This window comes from Variovorax rhizosphaerae (assembly GCF_037889975.1).
In the GTDB taxonomy this organism is placed as follows: domain Bacteria; phylum Pseudomonadota; class Gammaproteobacteria; order Burkholderiales; family Burkholderiaceae_C; genus Variovorax; species Variovorax rhizosphaerae.
Map to the genome: position 1 here is coordinate 24,911 of NZ_JBBKZT010000001.1, position 16,943 is coordinate 41,853.

A 16,943-nucleotide genomic window follows, 5' to 3' on the forward strand; every position below is an offset into this window, starting at 1 on the left:
CAGGAACTGGTTCGCCTGCAACGGGGCTTGCGAAACGCGATGGCAACGCCCGTTGGCGACCCGTTCAGCGGGGTCGCCGCCATCCTGGCCTGGGATGGCGTGTCCGCGAAAAGGAGCAAGCGCGGCTGGGTGGAACGCAATCTGCCCCCAGTTCGCAGGTGATCGAGGACACGGCTGTCGTGCTGCGCAAGGACACGGGCGACTTCTCCCGCATTCCAGTTCGTCGCTTCAACCCGGGCCTTGCCAAGGTCTGCGCGCTGCTGCTTGATGACTGCATCGTCTGCGACCCGATGGCAGGCCGCTTTCGCTACAGCACGTCCCCTACCTGCAGCGACGGCGTCTGCGCAATGCGTTCCGATATCACGCGGCAGGCTTCCAGCAAGGGTGCGACATAGACTTGCTCGGGGCTTTCCTTCTGGCGGAACAACAGGGTGCTCACGCTGATGGCGGCGACCGGCTGGCCTGCGGCGTTGCGGATGGCCGCGCCAAAGCAGAAGATGCCCGCCTCGTTTTCTTCGTTGTCCACCGACCAGCCCCGTTCGCGCACCTGCTCGACCTGCGCGCGCAGCGCCGCGGCGTCCGTCACGGTGTTGGCGGCATGGCGGGGCAGGGGCAGTCCCTTGACCAGCGCCTTGAAGTGCTTGTCGTCGAGCGCGGCAAGGTAGGCCTTGCCGACGGCCGTCGAATGCAGCGACACGCTGGTGCCGATGCGCGAGGCCATGCGCACGGCGCTCGGGCTTTCGAGCTTCTCGATGTAGACCATGCTGGTGCCGTTGGGCACCGCGAGGTGCACGGTCTCGCCGGTCAGGTCGCGCAGTCGCTTGAGTTCGTCGACGGCGGCCAGTCGCAACTCGGAGCGACCCCAGCTGCGGCTGGCGAGCTGGATCAGGCGCGGGCCCAGCGCCAGCGTCGCGGTGCCCTGGTTCTCGGCCAGCATTCGCTCGGCGATGAGCGCCTGCACGATGCGGTGCACGGTGGGCCGCGGGTAGCCGCTGGCGCGCATCAGTGCGGCGACGTTCACCGGTTCCTCGGCATCGGCCACCAGTTGCAGCACATGCATGAACTTCGAGAAGGATGCGGTGCCCGCAACCTGCGCTTGCAGGGGCGACTCGGCGGGCGATGGGGTGGCGGGTGCGGGCATGGGCGGAGCTGTGAGATCGACAGCCAAGGCGAGGGAGGATGAGGGGGCGAAGCCGGCGTGCGACGGGGGAAGGCCGGTGATTATCCCTGCGCGTTTCGCGAGGGTGACGCGGCGTCGCGCACCGGTTCGCGTGCCCGTGCAACGCCTTCAGGACACCATGTAGCCGCCATCCACCGGCAGGATCACCCCCGTCATGAACGACGCAGCGGGCGTGCACAGGAACATCGCCGCGCGCGCCACGTCGTCCGGCGTGCCCCAGCGCGCCAGCGGCGTACGGGCCAGGATCGGACCGGCGCGCGCAGGGTCGTCCTGCAGGGGCTTCGTCAGAGGCGTTGCGATCCACCCCGGAGCCACCGCATTCACGCGGATGCCGTCTGGCGCATAGGCGATGGCCAGCGACTTGGTGAGCTGCGCCACCCCGCCCTTGCTGGCCGAATACCCCGGCACCAGCCCGCCACCGAAGAAGCTCAGCATCGAGGCGGTGTTGACGATGCAGCCGCCGCTGGCCTTGAGCCGCTCGCGCGTCATGCTGCACACGCGCATGGTGCCGGTGAGGTTCACGGCCAGGACCTTCTCGAAGACCGCGAGGTCGTGCTCCGCGCCGCGCTGGATGATGCCCGCGCAGTTGAAGACGATGTCGAGCGTGTCGATGTCGCCCAGTGCCCCGGCGAGGCTGGCCTCCGATGTCACATCGGCCTGCCGTGCCTCGACCGCCGAATCCAGCGTGCCGTCACCCGGGCCCAACCCGATGGCCGTCACCTGTGCGCCGAGCGCGGCCAGGTGGTTGGCGATGACCGCGCCGATGCCCTGCGTGGCGCCGGAGACCAGCGCGCGCTTGCCCGTGAAAAGTCCTGCCTCGTAAGTCATTGGAGCCTATCGGATGAACTGCTTGGTGTAGTCGGCGCCGAGGCCGACCGCTTCGAAGTGCTTGCGGCACATGTCGATCTTGGTGAACACGTCCTCGTAGCCCATGCCCTTGCCCCACGGGTCGGTGTAGTACATGACGCCGTTGACCTGGAAGTACGTGATCATTTCCTCGACGTCTTCCGGCACATAGAGTGTGTGCGTCTCGCCGGGCGGCTCGAAGACGTAGCTGCCCTCGGTGGCTTCCCAGTCGTGTTCCAGGTAGCGCCAGCGGCCCTTGAGCACGAAGCCATGTACCGCCTGCGGATGCCGATGACGGCTCAGCACCCCCGACTTGCGCACGCGCAGCAAGTTCATCCAGTAGCCCTGGCTCGCGTTGAGGCAGAGCGGGCGGAACCAGACGTTCTCCGCCTGCGGCACCCAGAGCCGCTCGTCCGTCGGGATGGCGTGCTGCACCACGATCTCGGGCAGCGCATCCGGCGGGTTCGGGTACTGGTACGGGGTCTTGGGATTGGGGTCCGATTCATCGACGGGCATTTTGTTTGTCCATATTGTGGATGTTGGTCCATATTGTAGACATCAACTTGGCGTTTTGGCGATTTGCGTAAACCCTCGGGTCGGCAAGCGCGAACCGGGGACGCCCGGAAAAAAAAGGGGCGCCCATGGCCGGGCCGATGGCGCCAGAGGAATGAAGGGGTATCTTCATCCCCGGGTCAACTGCGAAAACGGTCGAGGCTTTCTCATGACATCTCCGGAAGTGAAGGTTCGCGCGGCACGCGCAGACGATGCGGCTGCAGCAGCGGCCTGCGTCCACGCGGCCTTCGAGTGCTACGTGCCGCGCATCGGCCGGCCGCCGGCACCGATGCTGCTGGACTACCCGGCCGCCATCGCGCAACACCAGGTGTGGGTCGCGGAACTGGAGGGCGAGGTGGTGGGTGTCCTGGTGCAGTACGAGACCGGGGACGGGTTCTACATCGACACCGTGGCGGCCTCGCCGCACACGCATGGCACCGGCGTGGGCCGCGCCTTGCTGGTGTTCGCGGAGGCCGAGGCGCGTGCGCGAGGCCATGGGTCTCTCTACCTCTGCACCAATTCGATGATGACGGAGAACCAGGTGTTCTATCCCCGCATCGGCTACGTCGAATACGACCGCCGCGCGCAGGCTGGGTATGACCGCGTGTTCTACCGGAAGCAACTTTGATCCGGCTTCGCCCTCAGGCGCAGCGCTGAGTTGGATCGCCCTGCCGTGCTACAGCACTGTCTGCGGCGCTCCGCCTTGTTCTGCGCTCGAATGCAAAGTCGTGTGAACGTAGTGCGCGCGGCGATGGGGCCAGGCCATCAATGCGTGTCCTGCCCCGCATGCCCGCCCGCGACCTTGGCGGCGCGCGCCTGCCAGAGCTGCTCCATCTTGAGGTACGTGAAGGAGGTGGACCAGCCGATCATCATCAGCCCGGTCAGGCACTCCGTCACCGCGAGCACGCGGATGGGGCCGACCGGATAGACCTCGCCGTAGCCGAGCGAGGTGTAGTTGACGGCGGAGTAGTAGACGAAGTCGCCGACCTTGCCATCGAAGGTTCCGGCGAGGCTCCCGAACTGCGGGAACAGGGACATCGCGTGCAGCGCCAGGCCATACAACCCGATCTCGGCGAAGTGCCCGAGCATGAGCGCCATCATCGCCAGCAGCAACGTGCGCCGCGCATCGAAGCGCTGGAGGCCCCATGGAATGAAGCGATCCGAGATCAGCGTCATGGCCCGGTAGTGCACCTCGACCGAGACGCCGATCATGGCGATGGAGATGACCCATGCAAGCAGATCGATCACTGCATTCCTCCCTTGTGGCGATGTGCAGGGATTATGGGGACGAGACGTGCTCCGGCATCAATGCCTGGCCAGCGAAATTGCGGGTTTCGCGAATGCCTTCGGCAACTTCCTGTCCATCGCGCTGCCCGGCATCCATGCACGCCGAGGTCATGCCCTTTCTTGCACACGCGACGGAAGGATTGCGCCGTTGACCAGGTATGGCATCGCACGGAATCCCTCATTACCATCGATCGTCCGGAGGCCCACCCATGCAGATCGTCGCCTGTACCTACGCATCCCACGCCGCAGACATCCTGGAGATCTTCAACGAGGCCATCGTCAGTTCGACGGCGCTGTACGACTACAAGCCGCGTACGCCGGAAAGCATGGTCGGCTGGTTCAAGGCGAAGGAGTCGGGGCGCTTTCCCGTGATCGGCGCGACCGGGCCGGACGGAAGGCTGCTGGGCTTCGCGAGCTACGGCACCTTTCGCGCGTGGCCGGCCTACAAGTACACGGTCGAGCATTCGGTCTACGTGCACCGTGACCATCGCGGCGAGGGCATCGGCATCGCGCTGATGAAGGAGCTCATCGCGGCGGCCCGCAAGCAGGATGTGCACGTCATGGTCGGCGCCATCGATGTTGCCAACACCGGCAGCATCGCGCTGCACAAGAAGCTGGGCTTCTCGCATGCGGGGACGATCGTGCAGGCCGCGTTCAAGTTCGGCCGGTGGCTGGACCTGGGCTTCTACCAGCTGGTGCTGGACACGCCTGCGCAGCCGGTGGATGGGTGAAACGACTACGCCTTCAAGCGCATCACTGTGTTGGATCGCCTTGTTCTGCGCTTGAATGCAAAGTCGTATGACGGCCTCAGGCCAGGTTGGCCTTCAGGAAGGCGACTGTCCGCTCCCACGCCAGCTTGGCCGCGCCCGGGTCGTAGCGCGGCGTGGTGTCGTTGTTGAAGCCGTGCTGCGTGTCGGGGTAGCGGTACGCCGTGTACTTCGCGCCGACGGCCTTCAGCGCGGCTTCGTACTCGGGCCAGGCCGCGTTGATGCGCTCGTCGATCGCGGCCTGCTGCACCAGCAGCGGCGCCTTCACCTTGGCCGCCTCCGAGGGCGCGGGCGTGTTGCCGTAGAAGGGCACGCCGGCATTGAGGTCGGGCAGGCGCGTCGACAGGAAGTGCACCATGCCGCCGCCCCAGCAGAAGCCGACCGCGCCCATCTTGCCGTTGCCATCGGGGCGACCACGCAGCCAGCCGGCGGCGGCCAGGAAGTCCTCGCGGGTCTTGGTCTGGTCGAGCTTGCCGAAGGCGTCGCGCGCCTTGTCCTCGTCGCCGGGATAGCCGCCTGAAGTCGTCAATGCATCGGGCGCGAAAGCCATGAATCCGTCCAGCGCCAGGCGGCGCGCGATGTCCTCGATGTGCGGGTTCAGGCCGCGGTTCTCGTGGATGACCAGCACGGCGGGCAGCTTCGATGTGCCTGCCGAAGCGGGCCGCACCAGGTAGCCGCGGATGGTGCCGTTGCCCGCGGGCGATGGCACGTTGATCCATTCGATCTTGAGGCGGGCATCGTCGGGCTTGACCTGCTGGCCGGCCGCGAAGTCGGGGCTCAACGCGGCCAGCAGGCCGGCCGCCGTCATGCCGGCCTTGGCAAAGCGGCGGGCCTTGTCGAGAAAGCCGCGGCGGTCGACGTCGCCATGGACGTAGGCGTCGAAGAGGGTCAGCAGTTCCTGGTCGAACTTCTCGTGGGGGAGCAGGTCAGGTGGCATGGGGTCTCCGCGAGGTTGATACGAAGTCGGACGAAGCCGGCACCATAGCCGAATCGGGATGCCGGCGCGCGGGACGGCTGTTCGACGACATGCACCGTACGTTGTTCCGGCGCGCTGGCCAGTGCCCCTTCACTGCACCGACCGCATGCGCATCGCCGCATGCAACGATGGTCGTCGCCCCGGCACCGGCGATGCCCGGCGCCCCGTCACGGTCGATGTCCGGGATGGTCCTTGGGACGGGTAGCGCGCGACTGCCAGAGCTGCTCCATCTTCAGGTAGGTGAAGGAGGCGGACCAGCCGATCATCATCAGGCCGGTCAAAGCCTCGGTCACGGCCAGTGCGCGGATGCTGCCGACCGGAAACACCTCGCCATAGCCCAGCGACGTGTAGTTGACGGCCGAAAAATACAGGTAATCGCCGACCTTGCCCTCGAAGCCTCCGCCGATGCCGCCGAATGCGGGGAACCACAGCATCACGCGGATCGCCACGGCAAACAGCCAGATCTGGACGACGTGGCCGAGCATGAGGGCCATCAAGGCGAAGACGAGGGTACGGCGCCCTTGTTTGCGTCGGACGCCCCAGGGAACGACACGGTCGGAGATGAGCGTCATCGTCTCGAAGTGCACGAGCACGGAGACGGCGACCATGACGGCGGCGATGGTCCAGGCGAGCAGATCGATCACGGGAAGCCCTTGCGGCACTTGCAAGCAGTTGGGGTTCAGTATGGCCCGACGATGAGGCTTCGCCCAGTCGAATTTGAAGTTCTGACCCAGCCGCGCCAGCCACCCGGTTTGCCTCGCATCACGTGCGGCTGTTGTCAACGCCGCGCCAATCCGGATGACCCCACAATGCGCTGGCGGTTGTCGTGTCGAGGCCCGCATCGCGGCATGCCCGTTCGACCGTAGCACTCGCATCGCGCAGCCGCCGACGATGGCGCACTGCCATCGCAATTGCAATCGCGAGCGCCACCACGATGGGTGGCAGCAAAAGCGGGGTCCTCCAAATCGACGCGGCGCCCAGAACCGTTGCAGCGATCGCCCAGCCCAAGGCGGATCCGACAAGTCGCGCGGATGCGCCGCGGGCGATGTCGGCTTGCGCGAATTTCAACGACAAACGTACCGGAATCGGGACTTCACACGCGTGCTGCGCCGGCAAGCTGGCCAGCATGCCCTCGAGCGTTCTCGGCGGCAATCCTGGGACTTGGCGCAGGAAACTGACGAGGACATTCAAGCCGAGGCGACCGTCGAACCAGCCGGCAAGGACATCGGCGCGCCAACGCTGCACCGCCATTGTGTCGATTGCGCAGAAGAGCAGCACTGCGCTGGGCTGGTACAGGAGAAGAAAAAGCGGTCGCCAGTCGCGCCAGCCCACCGCGCCAATGAGTGACGTCACGAAGAGGATCGCGATCGAGACCACCAACCATCGGTAGCGGGAGGCGCGCTGCCTCAGCGTATCGCGTGTTGCATCGATGGCGGCGGCGTAGAGGCTCGCCGAACGATCGCCCTCGCCGCGCTCCATGCTTCAGCGCTGTGACTCAAACCACTTGGCCAGCGGCTCCACGATCTGCGCTATCGGATCAGCGGCGCCCTTGAAGTCATGAAAGCCCTTTGTTGCGGTGGAGGCGACCTTGATGATCTCTTCCAGTCGGTCGCGTCGATTTCCCAGATGCATGAGGATGATGCAGGTGGTGAAGGGATTGCGTACCGAGCCTGGGCGGCCAGCGAGAACGTAATCGAGCGCATCGTTGGGTCTGCTGTCGAACGCCTCGATGATCGGGACGGCATGTGTGCGGATGCTCTGGCAGATTGCTGAGGCAATGGCATCGACATCCGCGTTGGGGCCGACCTCGAAATGTGCGCTCTCCCCCAGGTAGTGCGAGGTGCACGTGAAGATGATGGGGGGCTGGAATCCGGGATGTTCACTCAGGCCGCAGGCCGCCATCGCGTCGAAAATGACGCCACCGCCGATTGAGAATATCCAGTACAGACCGTAGTAGCCGGGGGCACGTCCACCCTTGAAGTCGGCGCAGGCGATGAGGAGGTCGGCGCCCGACTCCAGCTTGGCCTCCAATAGCATCTTCGTGCTGACTTTCGCCGACACGCCGCCAGGAAGCGTCAAGCTCGAGAAATGGGACTTGATGGCCTGGCCCATTTTCTTTTTCGTTTCGGCAAGATCCCGCATCTTTGACCTTTCAACAAATCGGACCGCCCGACGGCGTCTAGACATCGTATTTCAACACCGAGAACGTGGCCGGCTGCGTTCCACCCTTGGCCGGCAGGCCCGCGGCTGTCGTCTTGGCAGGGTTCCCCGTCGCGACCGTCAGGGTGTCTGCCTTGCTTCCGGGGCCCTTGGTATCGATCGTTCCTCCCCCACTGGGAGACGAGTTGGCCGGGTGGTCCATGCCCGCGTTGTAGACCCCGGAGTTGTCCTGGTTCGGCGTGAGCCTGCCAGTGCCGTTCTTGACCTCGAACACGTGGATGGTGACGCCGTCTGGCCCGCGCGTCACGAAGTCGGCCCGCACGCGCTGACCGTTGACGACCATGGTCACTTCGCGGGCCAGGATCTCGTGGTCATTGGCAATCAAGTCCTTCTCGGCCTGATCGGTTCCGCGCTTGCCGCTGTCGTGCGACGCGCACAGCCCAAGCGGATCGAGCCAGTTGACTGGATTCGCACCATAGGCGTAGAAGTTGGCGCCCCCCAGCAATTCCAGCGGATCCTGCGAGATATAGCGACCACTCTCCGGCGCGTAGTACCTGAACTTGTTGTAGCAAAGGCCTGATTCCTCGTCGCGCCACTGTCCCTGAAAGCCCACGGGACAACGCACGCTGAATTGCGTCGAAACATACTCGGCGTCGATCGTTCCCCAGGCGGTGTAGGTGCGGCTGAGTGCCACGCGGCCATCCGGACTTATCAACTCGCGGGGCGTGCCGATCTGGTCGAGCACGATACTGAAGACCTGCCCGTTCTGAACGGTCAGCAGCGGCGCATACCGTGCGTCGCCATAGACCCAGGCCGAGCGCGACCCATGGGCTGCATCCGCCTCATGGATCACGCGCTCCTTGTCCCACAGGAAGGTCCGCCTGAGCGCTGGCGCGTCGCCGACCCGTTCCTTTGAAACCCGGCGCGCGAGCGCGTCATAGCCGTATCGCCAGGTTTGACCATCCGGGTCGGTCAGGCTCTTCAGTCGATCCAGGGCATTCCATTGGTAGGTCCAGAGGCGTGGCTCCTCGGATTGCGAATGCTCTGTCTTCCTGATCAGCCGCCCTTCGGCGTCGTATTCGAAACGAGTGTCACCCTGCTCGATCAGTTGATCGCCTTGTGCGTAGAGCCTGGCCTCGTCCACGGCATGCGCACCCGCGGCGCGCATGTGAGTGATATTGCCGGTGCTGTCGTATTCGAAGCTTTCGCTGCCGCCCCGAGACTTCAAGGTCTGGATCAGACGTTCCGCGGGGTCATAGACGTAGTCGGTACGGCCCCATCGCGCGTCATCCAGTGCCCGCAGTTGCCCGGCGGGGTCATAGAGGTAGCGACGATGTACCAGGCTCTCTTGGACGGACGCGTCGCCCGCGACCTGCTCCACCATCCTGCCCAAACTGTCGAAACGCTGCTCGAGATACAACCCATCGGCGAGCGTTCGCGCAGTCTCATGGCCATGCGCATTGCGTTCGATGTGATAGACCTGCCCGCCGACTGCGATGCCAACCACTCCACCGTTGCCATCGTTCTTGTAGCCAACCTCCAGCCCCAGGCTGGTTGTCGTCTGGATCAGCCTGCCCGCGGCGTCGTAGCGGCTTCGGACCCATTGGTCGCCCTGGACCTCGCGCGTCACGCGACCTGCCGCATCGCGCTCAATACCGATCGCAATGTCGGCAGTCTGCGCGTGCTCCAACAGGCCAACCGCGCTGAACCGGAATTGAACCGTGTCGCCATCGGGCAGCACCTGTGCAACGATGCGATGAAGCAGGTCGCGCTCCAGTACCACCGCTTCACCGTTGCCGTTCACGAAGCGGGTGACGCGGTCCTCGCCGTTGTACTCGAACCGGCGCTCCCTCCCGTCAAACGATATTTCGCGCACGACACGTCCGCCGTCGTCGCGAAAGAACTGGAAGCGGTCGCCGTTCGAGTTGATCACTTCGTCCAGTCGTCCTTGCTCGCTTCCCCAGACATAGCGCACGCTGTTTCCGATTGGATCGACGCGTTCCATGAGTCGGTTGCAGGGGCCGTAGCGCCAGCGCGTGACGCTGCCATTCGGATCGATGTACCGCGTCAGGTTGCCGGCATGGTCGTAGGTGGCATGGATCAACGACCCGTCCGGATGCGCAATCTGAATCGGGCGTCCGAGGTCGTCGTATCGAATCCTCGTGACCTCGCCCATCGCGTCACGACGCATCACTACCCGGCCGAACGCATCGAATTCGAATTCCCGGCGATTGCCAATCCAATCGGTGACGGCACTCAGGATTCCGGCGTCGAAGGTCTGGGATATGCGTGCGCCCAAGGGGTCGACGAGCGCGCTCACGTTGCCTTCGTCGTCGTACTCATACACCCAGCGATGCCCGTCTGGATCGACGGAAGCAACCAGGCGGTTTGCGACGTCATAGTGGCGCTGCCAGACCTGACCCGCGGCATCGGTCAGCGTCTGCGGCAAGTGGTCTGGCGTGAAGTTCTGGTGCGTAACCTGTTCAAGCGCATCAACGACGACCGCTCTATTGCCGTCTTCGTCATAGCCGTAGCGCGTCGTGCCTCCAACGCTGTCGGTGATGGTGCTGATGCGACCGTGTTCGTCGTACTCTGTCCGGCGTTGCGCACCGGTGGCGCTCCATTCGCCGACGATTTGCCCGGTAGGCAAGGCCAGGAATCGCGATGTTGCGCCATAGCTGTTGGTGACCTCGGTGATCCGCACAGCTTCGAGGTAGCGCAGCCGCTTCTCATCGTAGTGGTTCAGCCCGGTACGCAGGACGCATCGGCCCTTGCCGTCATAGCGATAGCTGAAGACACCGCCGTCCTTGATGATCTGCCGGGCCCATCGATGCTTCTCGTCGTAAGCGAACCGGTCGGCGAAATCGGCCGCATCGTATGCGGCAACCAGCCGCCCCGCAGCGTCATATTCGTACTTCGCAACGCCGTGCCGCTCACCGTTCGGCGAGACAAGGGTCAGTGCATCGATCAGGCCCTGGCGGTTGTAGCTCAGGTCCAGTTCCCGCCGCTCCAGGCGTTGACGCACGCATCTCAGTTGCCGAGACTCGTCCCATTCCAGGTCAAGTCCCTGGCCGCTGACATCCTCCACGCTGTCCAGGAGCATGGCGACGCCTTGCTCCCCGGACTTGAAGATGTATCGAAGCACTTCACCGTTGTCCACATCCCAGGTCTGGACGACGTAGCGGTGCTCCCGCATGAAAATCTCGAAGAAGGCGCCAAGATGTCTGACGCGTCCACCTCGTTCCACCGCACCGTCCGCATCGGCAAGCAATTCGGTTGCACCCGAAGGCGTGATGAATCTGAAGCCTCCAGAGAATCTTGTCAGCGAACTCGCGTACGAGTGCGTCCAGCCTCTACCCAGCGCTCCTGGCGCGAAGGGGATGAGCGCGCCGCTGTATCGACGTTGCCAAACCAGCGCGACCTTGCCCGGGACTGAAAGATCGATGAATTCCCCCGAGACGTTGCCCGAGGCGATGTCGATGGGCATGGCTGGCTCACGCTGGGGGTTCGCAACCGCAACCCTCTGCGCCCTGCCGCTTGCCACGCTCGCCCAGCTTCTCCACCCCTTTCGAGACCCCGGCGCTCACCGCCCCCTGCGCCGCATTCACCGCCAGCGCCCGCACCATCGCCCCGAGGCTCACCCCGACCATCACATTGCTGAACCCCACCGTCGCCGCATTCGGCACGATCGGGAGGTCACTGCACGAGGTCGCCATCAGCGGGCACACGAAGCCCAGCGGGCCGCCGTTGACGGTGACGCTGGGACTGCCGATCGCGGCCGATCCCTGTCCGCCCGGGTACGGCACCGGCGGCATCAGCAGCTTCACCCAGGTCTGCCATTTCGTGTACGCCGCGAAGCTGCCCTTGATCGTGTCCCACACTCCGCTCCAGCTCGAGGTATCGACGCCCGTCACGTCCTTCACGAACTGGCCGGTGGCCGAGTCCGGCTTGACGAACATCGACGAGATGCCGGAGATCGCGAGGTTGGCCAGCAGCGTCAGCGCCACCAGCATCAACGACTTCGGAATGTTCGTGAGATAGCGCGTCCAGTAGGCCAGGTTCAGCACCGACGGCGGCGCGGGCAGGCCCATCGGGATGTGCACGTAGTACCCCATCCCGCCCGCCGTGACCGCCGGCTGGCCGTTGATCAGCACGTTGCAGGTCGGGAAGGTCGGCGTCATCCACAGGTAGATCGGGCCGAAGTAGGGGTGCGGCACCATCGGGATCGGCGCCACCACGGGCGGGATGATCACTGCGTGGAAGTCGAGGCCGATCACCATGTCGTTCATCTTGGCGGCGGGGAAGAGCATGGCGGTCTCCTTGCTTCACCGGGTGACGTCGGTCACTTCGAGCCGCCGCGTCAGGCGCGTGCGGTGCATGCGCACATTGACCTTGTCGCCGGGTTGCAGCGCGTCGTACAGGTCCTTGCCGACGATGGCGACCGTGGGCTCCTGGCCGGCGACATCCAGCGCGAGGACATGGGTGTCGGGGGTCGGGTCGGCCTGCGTCCAGGCCCGGCCCGCCGCGATGGTGGTGCGGTAGGTTTCGCCCGGCGGGTTGTAGTGCTTGTCGACCACGGTCGCGCTGGCCTGCTGTTGGGTCAGGCCGAGATGATCCACGGCGCCCCATGCGTAGTACCCCAGCACCGCCACCAGCAGCACCACGCTGAAGATGAAGATGAAGGGGTTCGCGGTGAAGGGCGTCATCGGCTTGTTGCTGGCGGGATTCGTCATCGCCGTCACTCCACGAAGACCTCGAACTTGCGCATCTGCGGCAGCCAGTCGCGACCCGGGTAGGGCACGGCGGCACGCCAGACCAGGTCGACCTCGCGCTCCTCCAGGCGGACCTGCACGGTGTGCAGGACCACCTCGGGCGACTCGATGCCCTTGCCGATGTGCAGGCCGATGCGCGGCCGGTCCGCGGGCAGCCTGAAGGCAAGCCGGCCTTCCGGCGACAGGTTCTCGGTGCGCACCACTTCGCCGCCTTGCAGGTACGGGAAGGCCAGCCCCTCGGACGCGCCGTTGAAGAAGCGGAAGTCCATGTCCGGGAGGCCGTTCTGCAGGTAGGCCTCGCGCTGGTCCGTGGGCACGAGCAGGGCGTAGGCGGCGCGCATCTGCTGTTCGACGGCGCGGTCGGCGGGCAGGATGCCGGCGAGGAGGCTGCGCGGCTGGTTGGTCTTGGGCACCCAGCCGAAGCCCATCGGCATCGGCTGGCCGGACCAGCGGGCGAATTCGCCGATGCACAGGCGCTGCGGCGTGAGCGGGTCGGCCGGGTCTTCGAGATTGGGCAGCAGCATCTGGTCCACCGATTCCTTCGTGTTCAGCAGCACGAAGCCGCTGCCCATCGGATTGCGCGGGTACGGATAGAGCGTGGACTTGTCGCTGAACACATCGATGCCGCCATAGGCGCGCTCGTAGCGCAGACCCATGTCGGTGAAGGGCTCGGGGTCGGTGAAGACCGGGTCGCTGTCGGGGCCGGTGAACAAGGCGCGGCGGTCGCCGGTGACCTGGATGACCTTGCGCCGATCGCCGACCTGCACGCTGACGTCGCAGCGTTGCACGGGCTCGCCGTCCGACGCCCAGGCGCGGGCAATGAACACCACGTCGGTCTGCGGCTTCCAGGGTGCGAAGTCGCTCTCGAAGCGCACGGTCGAGTTCATCGGCGTGTCCCAGAACACCTCGCCGCTCGTGATCGGCTGGTCCTCGTCGGCGCGCACACAGTCACGGCCATGTTCGATGGTGAAAGTTCGCTTCAGCAGCACGCTGAGGATCTCGCCGCCCTCCGGTGTCTGTCCGGGAAGCACGACGTAGCGGCCGTCGATGGCGGTGGCGGTATCGGCAGTCATTGCACGTGCGCCTCCAGCGTGCGGAGGGTCGAGAGTCTTGAAGCCGGACCGAAAGTCATGACACCGGCCCACACCATGTCGAGGGCCAGGTCGTCGGGCCGGATGCTCACGGTATGCAGCCGGGTCTCCAGCGCCTGCGCGCCCGCGCCGGTGTCGAGCCCGATGCGGGGTGTCTCGCCCGGCAGCTGGAAGTCGAGCGTGCCGGTGTGCGTGAGGCCGCGCAGGCAGATCGTCTCGTCATCCTTCAGGCCCGGCAGGACCAGCCCGATCGACGCACCATTGAGGAACTGCGCCTCGAACGGCGGCAGCCGCATGCGCCGTGCCAGCGCGACATGGTTGGCCGGCAGCATCTTCATGCGCTCTTCCGCCGTGACCGTGCCGGGCTGCAGGAAGGCCGGCAGCGAGCCGAGCAGCGCGCTGCGCGGATACCAGGTGCGCTGCCGCCAGCCGAAGCCCTGCGGCAAGGGCTGCTCGGGCCATCGCAGCGGGTCTTCGATGACGACTCGCTCGGGTGTGAGCAGGTCGTCAGGGCCTTCGATGTTCGGCAGCGCAAGGCCATCGACGACTTCGCGCACGTTGCGCAGCGCGACGCCGCGGCCCATGTCGTTGCGCGGGTAATAAAACGGCAAATTGGGATCGCTCACCGTGTCCCGCCCTCCGTAGGCGCGGTCGTAGCGGATCTCCATGTCCACGAACGGCTCGGGCTCGGAGAACAGCGGTACATCGTCGGCGCGCCAGATGCAGCGCCTGTCGCCAGTCACGCGCAGCACCTTCTTCTGCGTGCCGACACGCACGCCCACGGACATGGCCTGCACCGGCTGGCCGCCGGGCGCATGCGCCTTGCCGATGACGACGACGTCGGTGGCCGCCTTGACCGGCGCCATGTCGTACTCGTGCTCGACCACAGACCACTCCGGATCGCCGCCGTCGTAGTACTGGTCGATCAGGCGCAGCGGCGCATCGCGTTCGCTGCGCGCGGCGGCGCGGCCATGCACGATGTTGTAGCTGCGCTTGACCAGCACGCTGAACGTGCACTCGCCCGAACGGGTGCGGCCGGCGACGACCTGCACCACGCCGGCATCGGGTCTGAGCAAGGTTTCGGACATTTGCGCCGCCTTCCCATTCAGGGGTTCAGCATGACCATGTTGCCCACGATCGTGTTGCTGCCCGTGGCCTTGGACAGCACGATCGCACCGGTGGTCTGGTTCTCGTCCTTGGCTTCCGAATGCACGATGCCGCCTGCAATCGTGACGATCGACGAGCCCTCGATCGCCACGTTCACGCCCTTGATCTTGATCTGGCCGCCGCTGTCCATCCAGATCATGCTTTCGCCGACATGCAGCTGGATGCTGGTCGCCGCGTGGATGTAGATGTGCTGCGTGTCCGATGCGATGGCAATGGCGCCGCCCGTCGAGACGGTGGTGATGTTGTTCTTGACGACCGTCGTCTGGATGTTGTCGTAGCTCTCCATCAGCGGCCCCTTCACGTGATAGCTGGCCGCGTTGCCCGCGACGTCGTGGGTGTAGGTGCCGCTCTCGACGGTGATCTTCGTGTCGCTGGTGATGGTCTCGGTGAACTTGTTCTTGACGGTGTTGGTCTTGTCGTTCTTGATCGTGCTGCTCTGGTCGTGCTCCACGGTGGTGTTCATGTCGTACTGCCCGTGGATCGTGATGCCCTCCTTGCCGGCCGTGTCGTTCATCGACATCTCGTTGTAGCCCTTGCCCTTGTGCGTGTTGGTCTTGAGGCCGCTGACCACCGCATCGCCCGGCAAGTTGTAGGGCGGCATGCTCTCGCCGTTGTAGAAGCGCCCGACGATGATGGGCTGGTCGGGGTCGCCCTCGAGGAAGTCGACGATCACCTCCTGCCCGATGCGCGGGATGCTGACCGAGCCCCAGCCCTTGCCGGCCCAAGGTTGCGAGACGCGGATCCAGCACGAGCTGTTTTCATCGCGCTTGCCGTAGCGGTCCCAATGGAACTGCACCTTCACGCGGCCGTACTTGTCGGTCCAGATCTCCTCGCCGGACTTGCCCACGACGATCGCGCACTGCGGGCCCGGCATGCGCGCGCGTGGTGTGAGGCGCGGCGGGCGCCAGGGCATGTCGATGGGCAACAGCGTCAGCAGGAAGGCGCTGCTGCCCTGGATGCCTGTGCGCAGTTCCGGCAGTTCGTCGATCAGGTCCTCGAAGGCGCGGCGTGAATCTGCATTGACCGCGTCGTCGTCCAGCGCGCCCTGCAGCACGGCCACCAGCGAGCGCGCGACATCGTTGGGCTGGAGTCCTTCATGGCCCGGGTGACTGGCCACGAAGGTGCAGCCGGCGATGACGTATTCGCCGTCGTTCGAGCCGTCGCCATTGCCCTTGTATTCGAAGCGCTTGCCGACCGCCACGTCGGGCCAGTGGGTGAAGGCCCAATGCCGCTGGCGGCGGCCCACCAGTTCGTCGACGCGCACGGTTGCGATGCTGTCGGTGTCGTCGCCATCGATGTAGCCGCCGGGGAATTCGAAGGCCTCCAGGTCGGCGAGTTCATGCGAATCGGGGTCGCCCTTGTCGGCGCTGAGTTCCTTGCTGACGACCGTGAAGTCGTTGTCGCGCGAAGCGAACTTTCCGGTGTCGAACTGCCGCATGCTGGCCCAGCGCGTGATCTCGTTGAAGCGCGACTCGCTGGCGCCGTGCGGATCGAACTTCAGCGTGTCCGCAGCCGGCAGCTTTTCGTGCGCCAGGTCGATCGCGTCGGAGAGGTACATGGTGCCCGGCGCATCGTGCGCGTCGAACCAGTAGTAGATGCCCTCTTCCTCCAGCAGGCGCGACAGGAACGCATGGTCGCTCTCCTGGTACTGCACGCAGTACGTGTGCGGCTTGTGCGTGCCGATCACGTCCTTGGACTTGAGCTTCTTGAGGCGCTTGATGGGGCTGTCCTCGATCACCTCGTCCATCACGGCGAGCACCGCCTTGTCCTGCAGGATGCGCGAGTTGGTGCGCTTGGTCAGCAGCCAGAACCAGGAGCGCAGCGTGATGCGGTATTCGAAGTAGCGCCCGACACTGTTCAGGCGGATGAAGCGCGTCGCATGGCCCTGGCAATGGCGCTGATGCGCCGTGCTCTCGCTGTCCTGGAACTGGATGACGATGTCGAAGGCATGGCCAAGGATGTCCTTGGCCGTGATGGCACCGTTTTCGGACAGCACCGTCAATTCGTAGAACGAGGCGCGCGAGAGCCCTTCGTGCCCCGCGATGCTCCAGAACATCAAGTCTGATGCAACAGGCGATTCGCTCTTGATCTGAAATTCAGCCGCCACAGCGTCGTTCCTCCGTGCCGACGGTAGGGCACGTGGGG

General features: G+C 65.2%; 16 protein-coding genes. 2 read left to right on the plus strand and 14 right to left on the minus strand.

What is annotated here, in order from left to right:
• Positions 1–307: 307 nt before the first annotated feature.
• The 3 genes from WKW82_RS00110 to WKW82_RS00120 form a co-directional block, all read right to left on the minus strand.
• The gene (locus WKW82_RS00110; protein WP_340340220.1) at positions 308–1,141 is read right to left on the minus strand and encodes an IclR family transcriptional regulator; all 834 of its coding nucleotides are present in this window, start codon (positions 1,139–1,141) and stop codon (positions 308–310) included.
• A gap of 147 nt (positions 1,142–1,288) precedes the next feature.
• Positions 1,289–2,008: an SDR family NAD(P)-dependent oxidoreductase gene (locus tag WKW82_RS00115; protein WP_340340221.1), complete on the minus strand. Its 720-nt coding sequence runs from the start codon at positions 2,006–2,008 to the stop codon at positions 1,289–1,291.
• Between the two features lie 6 nt (positions 2,009–2,014).
• Positions 2,015–2,542 carry a 2,4'-dihydroxyacetophenone dioxygenase family protein gene (locus WKW82_RS00120; RefSeq protein ID WP_340340222.1) on the minus strand — a complete coding sequence of 176 codons (528 nt, stop codon included), beginning with the start codon at positions 2,540–2,542 and terminating at the stop codon, positions 2,015–2,017.
• A gap of 205 nt (positions 2,543–2,747) precedes the next feature.
• On the opposite strand from WKW82_RS00120, the gene WKW82_RS00125 reads away from it, so the two are divergent.
• Positions 2,748–3,206: a GNAT family N-acetyltransferase gene (locus WKW82_RS00125; RefSeq protein WP_340340223.1), complete on the plus strand. Its 459-nt coding sequence runs from the start codon at positions 2,748–2,750 to the stop codon at positions 3,204–3,206.
• A gap of 137 nt (positions 3,207–3,343) precedes the next feature.
• Here WKW82_RS00125 and WKW82_RS00130 read toward each other — a convergent pair whose 3' ends face one another.
• Entirely contained in the window at positions 3,344–3,826 is a 483-nt protein-coding gene (locus WKW82_RS00130; RefSeq protein ID WP_340340224.1) for an ion channel, read from the minus strand.
• A gap of 248 nt (positions 3,827–4,074) precedes the next feature.
• Here WKW82_RS00130 and WKW82_RS00135 point away from each other — a divergent pair, with 248 nt between their 5' ends.
• The gene (locus WKW82_RS00135) at positions 4,075–4,596 is read left to right on the plus strand and encodes a GNAT family N-acetyltransferase (RefSeq protein ID WP_340340225.1); all 522 of its coding nucleotides are present in this window, start codon (positions 4,075–4,077) and stop codon (positions 4,594–4,596) included.
• A gap of 76 nt (positions 4,597–4,672) precedes the next feature.
• Here WKW82_RS00135 and WKW82_RS00140 read toward each other — a convergent pair whose 3' ends face one another.
• The 10 genes from WKW82_RS00140 to WKW82_RS00185 all read right to left on the minus strand — a co-directional run bounded on the left by WKW82_RS00140 (position 4,673) and on the right by WKW82_RS00185 (position 16,905).
• The gene (locus WKW82_RS00140; protein ID WP_340340226.1) at positions 4,673–5,569 is read right to left on the minus strand and encodes a dienelactone hydrolase family protein; all 897 of its coding nucleotides are present in this window, start codon (positions 5,567–5,569) and stop codon (positions 4,673–4,675) included.
• A gap of 206 nt (positions 5,570–5,775) precedes the next feature.
• Entirely contained in the window at positions 5,776–6,252 is a 477-nt protein-coding gene (locus WKW82_RS00145) for an ion channel (protein ID WP_340340227.1), read from the minus strand.
• 118 nt (positions 6,253–6,370) lie between these two features.
• Positions 6,371–7,087, minus strand: coding sequence for a hypothetical protein (locus tag WKW82_RS00150; protein ID WP_340340228.1), 717 nt, complete (start codon positions 7,085–7,087; stop codon positions 6,371–6,373).
• A gap of 3 nt (positions 7,088–7,090) precedes the next feature.
• A complete protein-coding gene (locus WKW82_RS00155) occupies positions 7,091–7,750 on the minus strand; it encodes a hypothetical protein (RefSeq protein ID WP_340340229.1) in 660 nt (219 codons plus the stop codon).
• A 37-nt stretch (positions 7,751–7,787) separates the two neighbouring features.
• The gene (locus WKW82_RS00160) at positions 7,788–11,255 is read right to left on the minus strand and encodes an RHS repeat-associated core domain-containing protein (protein WP_340340230.1); all 3,468 of its coding nucleotides are present in this window, start codon (positions 11,253–11,255) and stop codon (positions 7,788–7,790) included.
• 7 nt (positions 11,256–11,262) lie between these two features.
• A complete protein-coding gene (locus tag WKW82_RS00165; RefSeq protein ID WP_340340231.1) occupies positions 11,263–12,078 on the minus strand; it encodes a PAAR domain-containing protein in 816 nt (271 codons plus the stop codon).
• Positions 12,079–12,093: 15 nt separating this feature from the next.
• Positions 12,094–12,501, minus strand: coding sequence for a hypothetical protein (locus tag WKW82_RS00170; RefSeq protein ID WP_340340232.1), 408 nt, complete (start codon positions 12,499–12,501; stop codon positions 12,094–12,096).
• Positions 12,502–12,506: 5 nt separating this feature from the next.
• Entirely contained in the window at positions 12,507–13,613 is a 1,107-nt protein-coding gene (locus WKW82_RS00175; RefSeq protein WP_340340233.1) for a DUF2169 family type VI secretion system accessory protein, read from the minus strand.
• Complete coding sequence (locus WKW82_RS00180; RefSeq protein ID WP_340340234.1) at positions 13,610–14,719, minus strand: DUF2169 family type VI secretion system accessory protein; 1,110 nt, start codon at positions 14,717–14,719, stop codon at positions 13,610–13,612. The genes WKW82_RS00175 and WKW82_RS00180 overlap by 4 nt, the downstream gene beginning before the upstream one ends.
• Before the next feature lie 17 nt (positions 14,720–14,736).
• Positions 14,737–16,905, minus strand: a complete 2,169-nt coding sequence (locus tag WKW82_RS00185) for a type VI secretion system Vgr family protein (protein ID WP_340340235.1) — start codon at positions 16,903–16,905, stop codon at positions 14,737–14,739.
• Positions 16,906–16,943 lie beyond the last annotated feature (38 nt).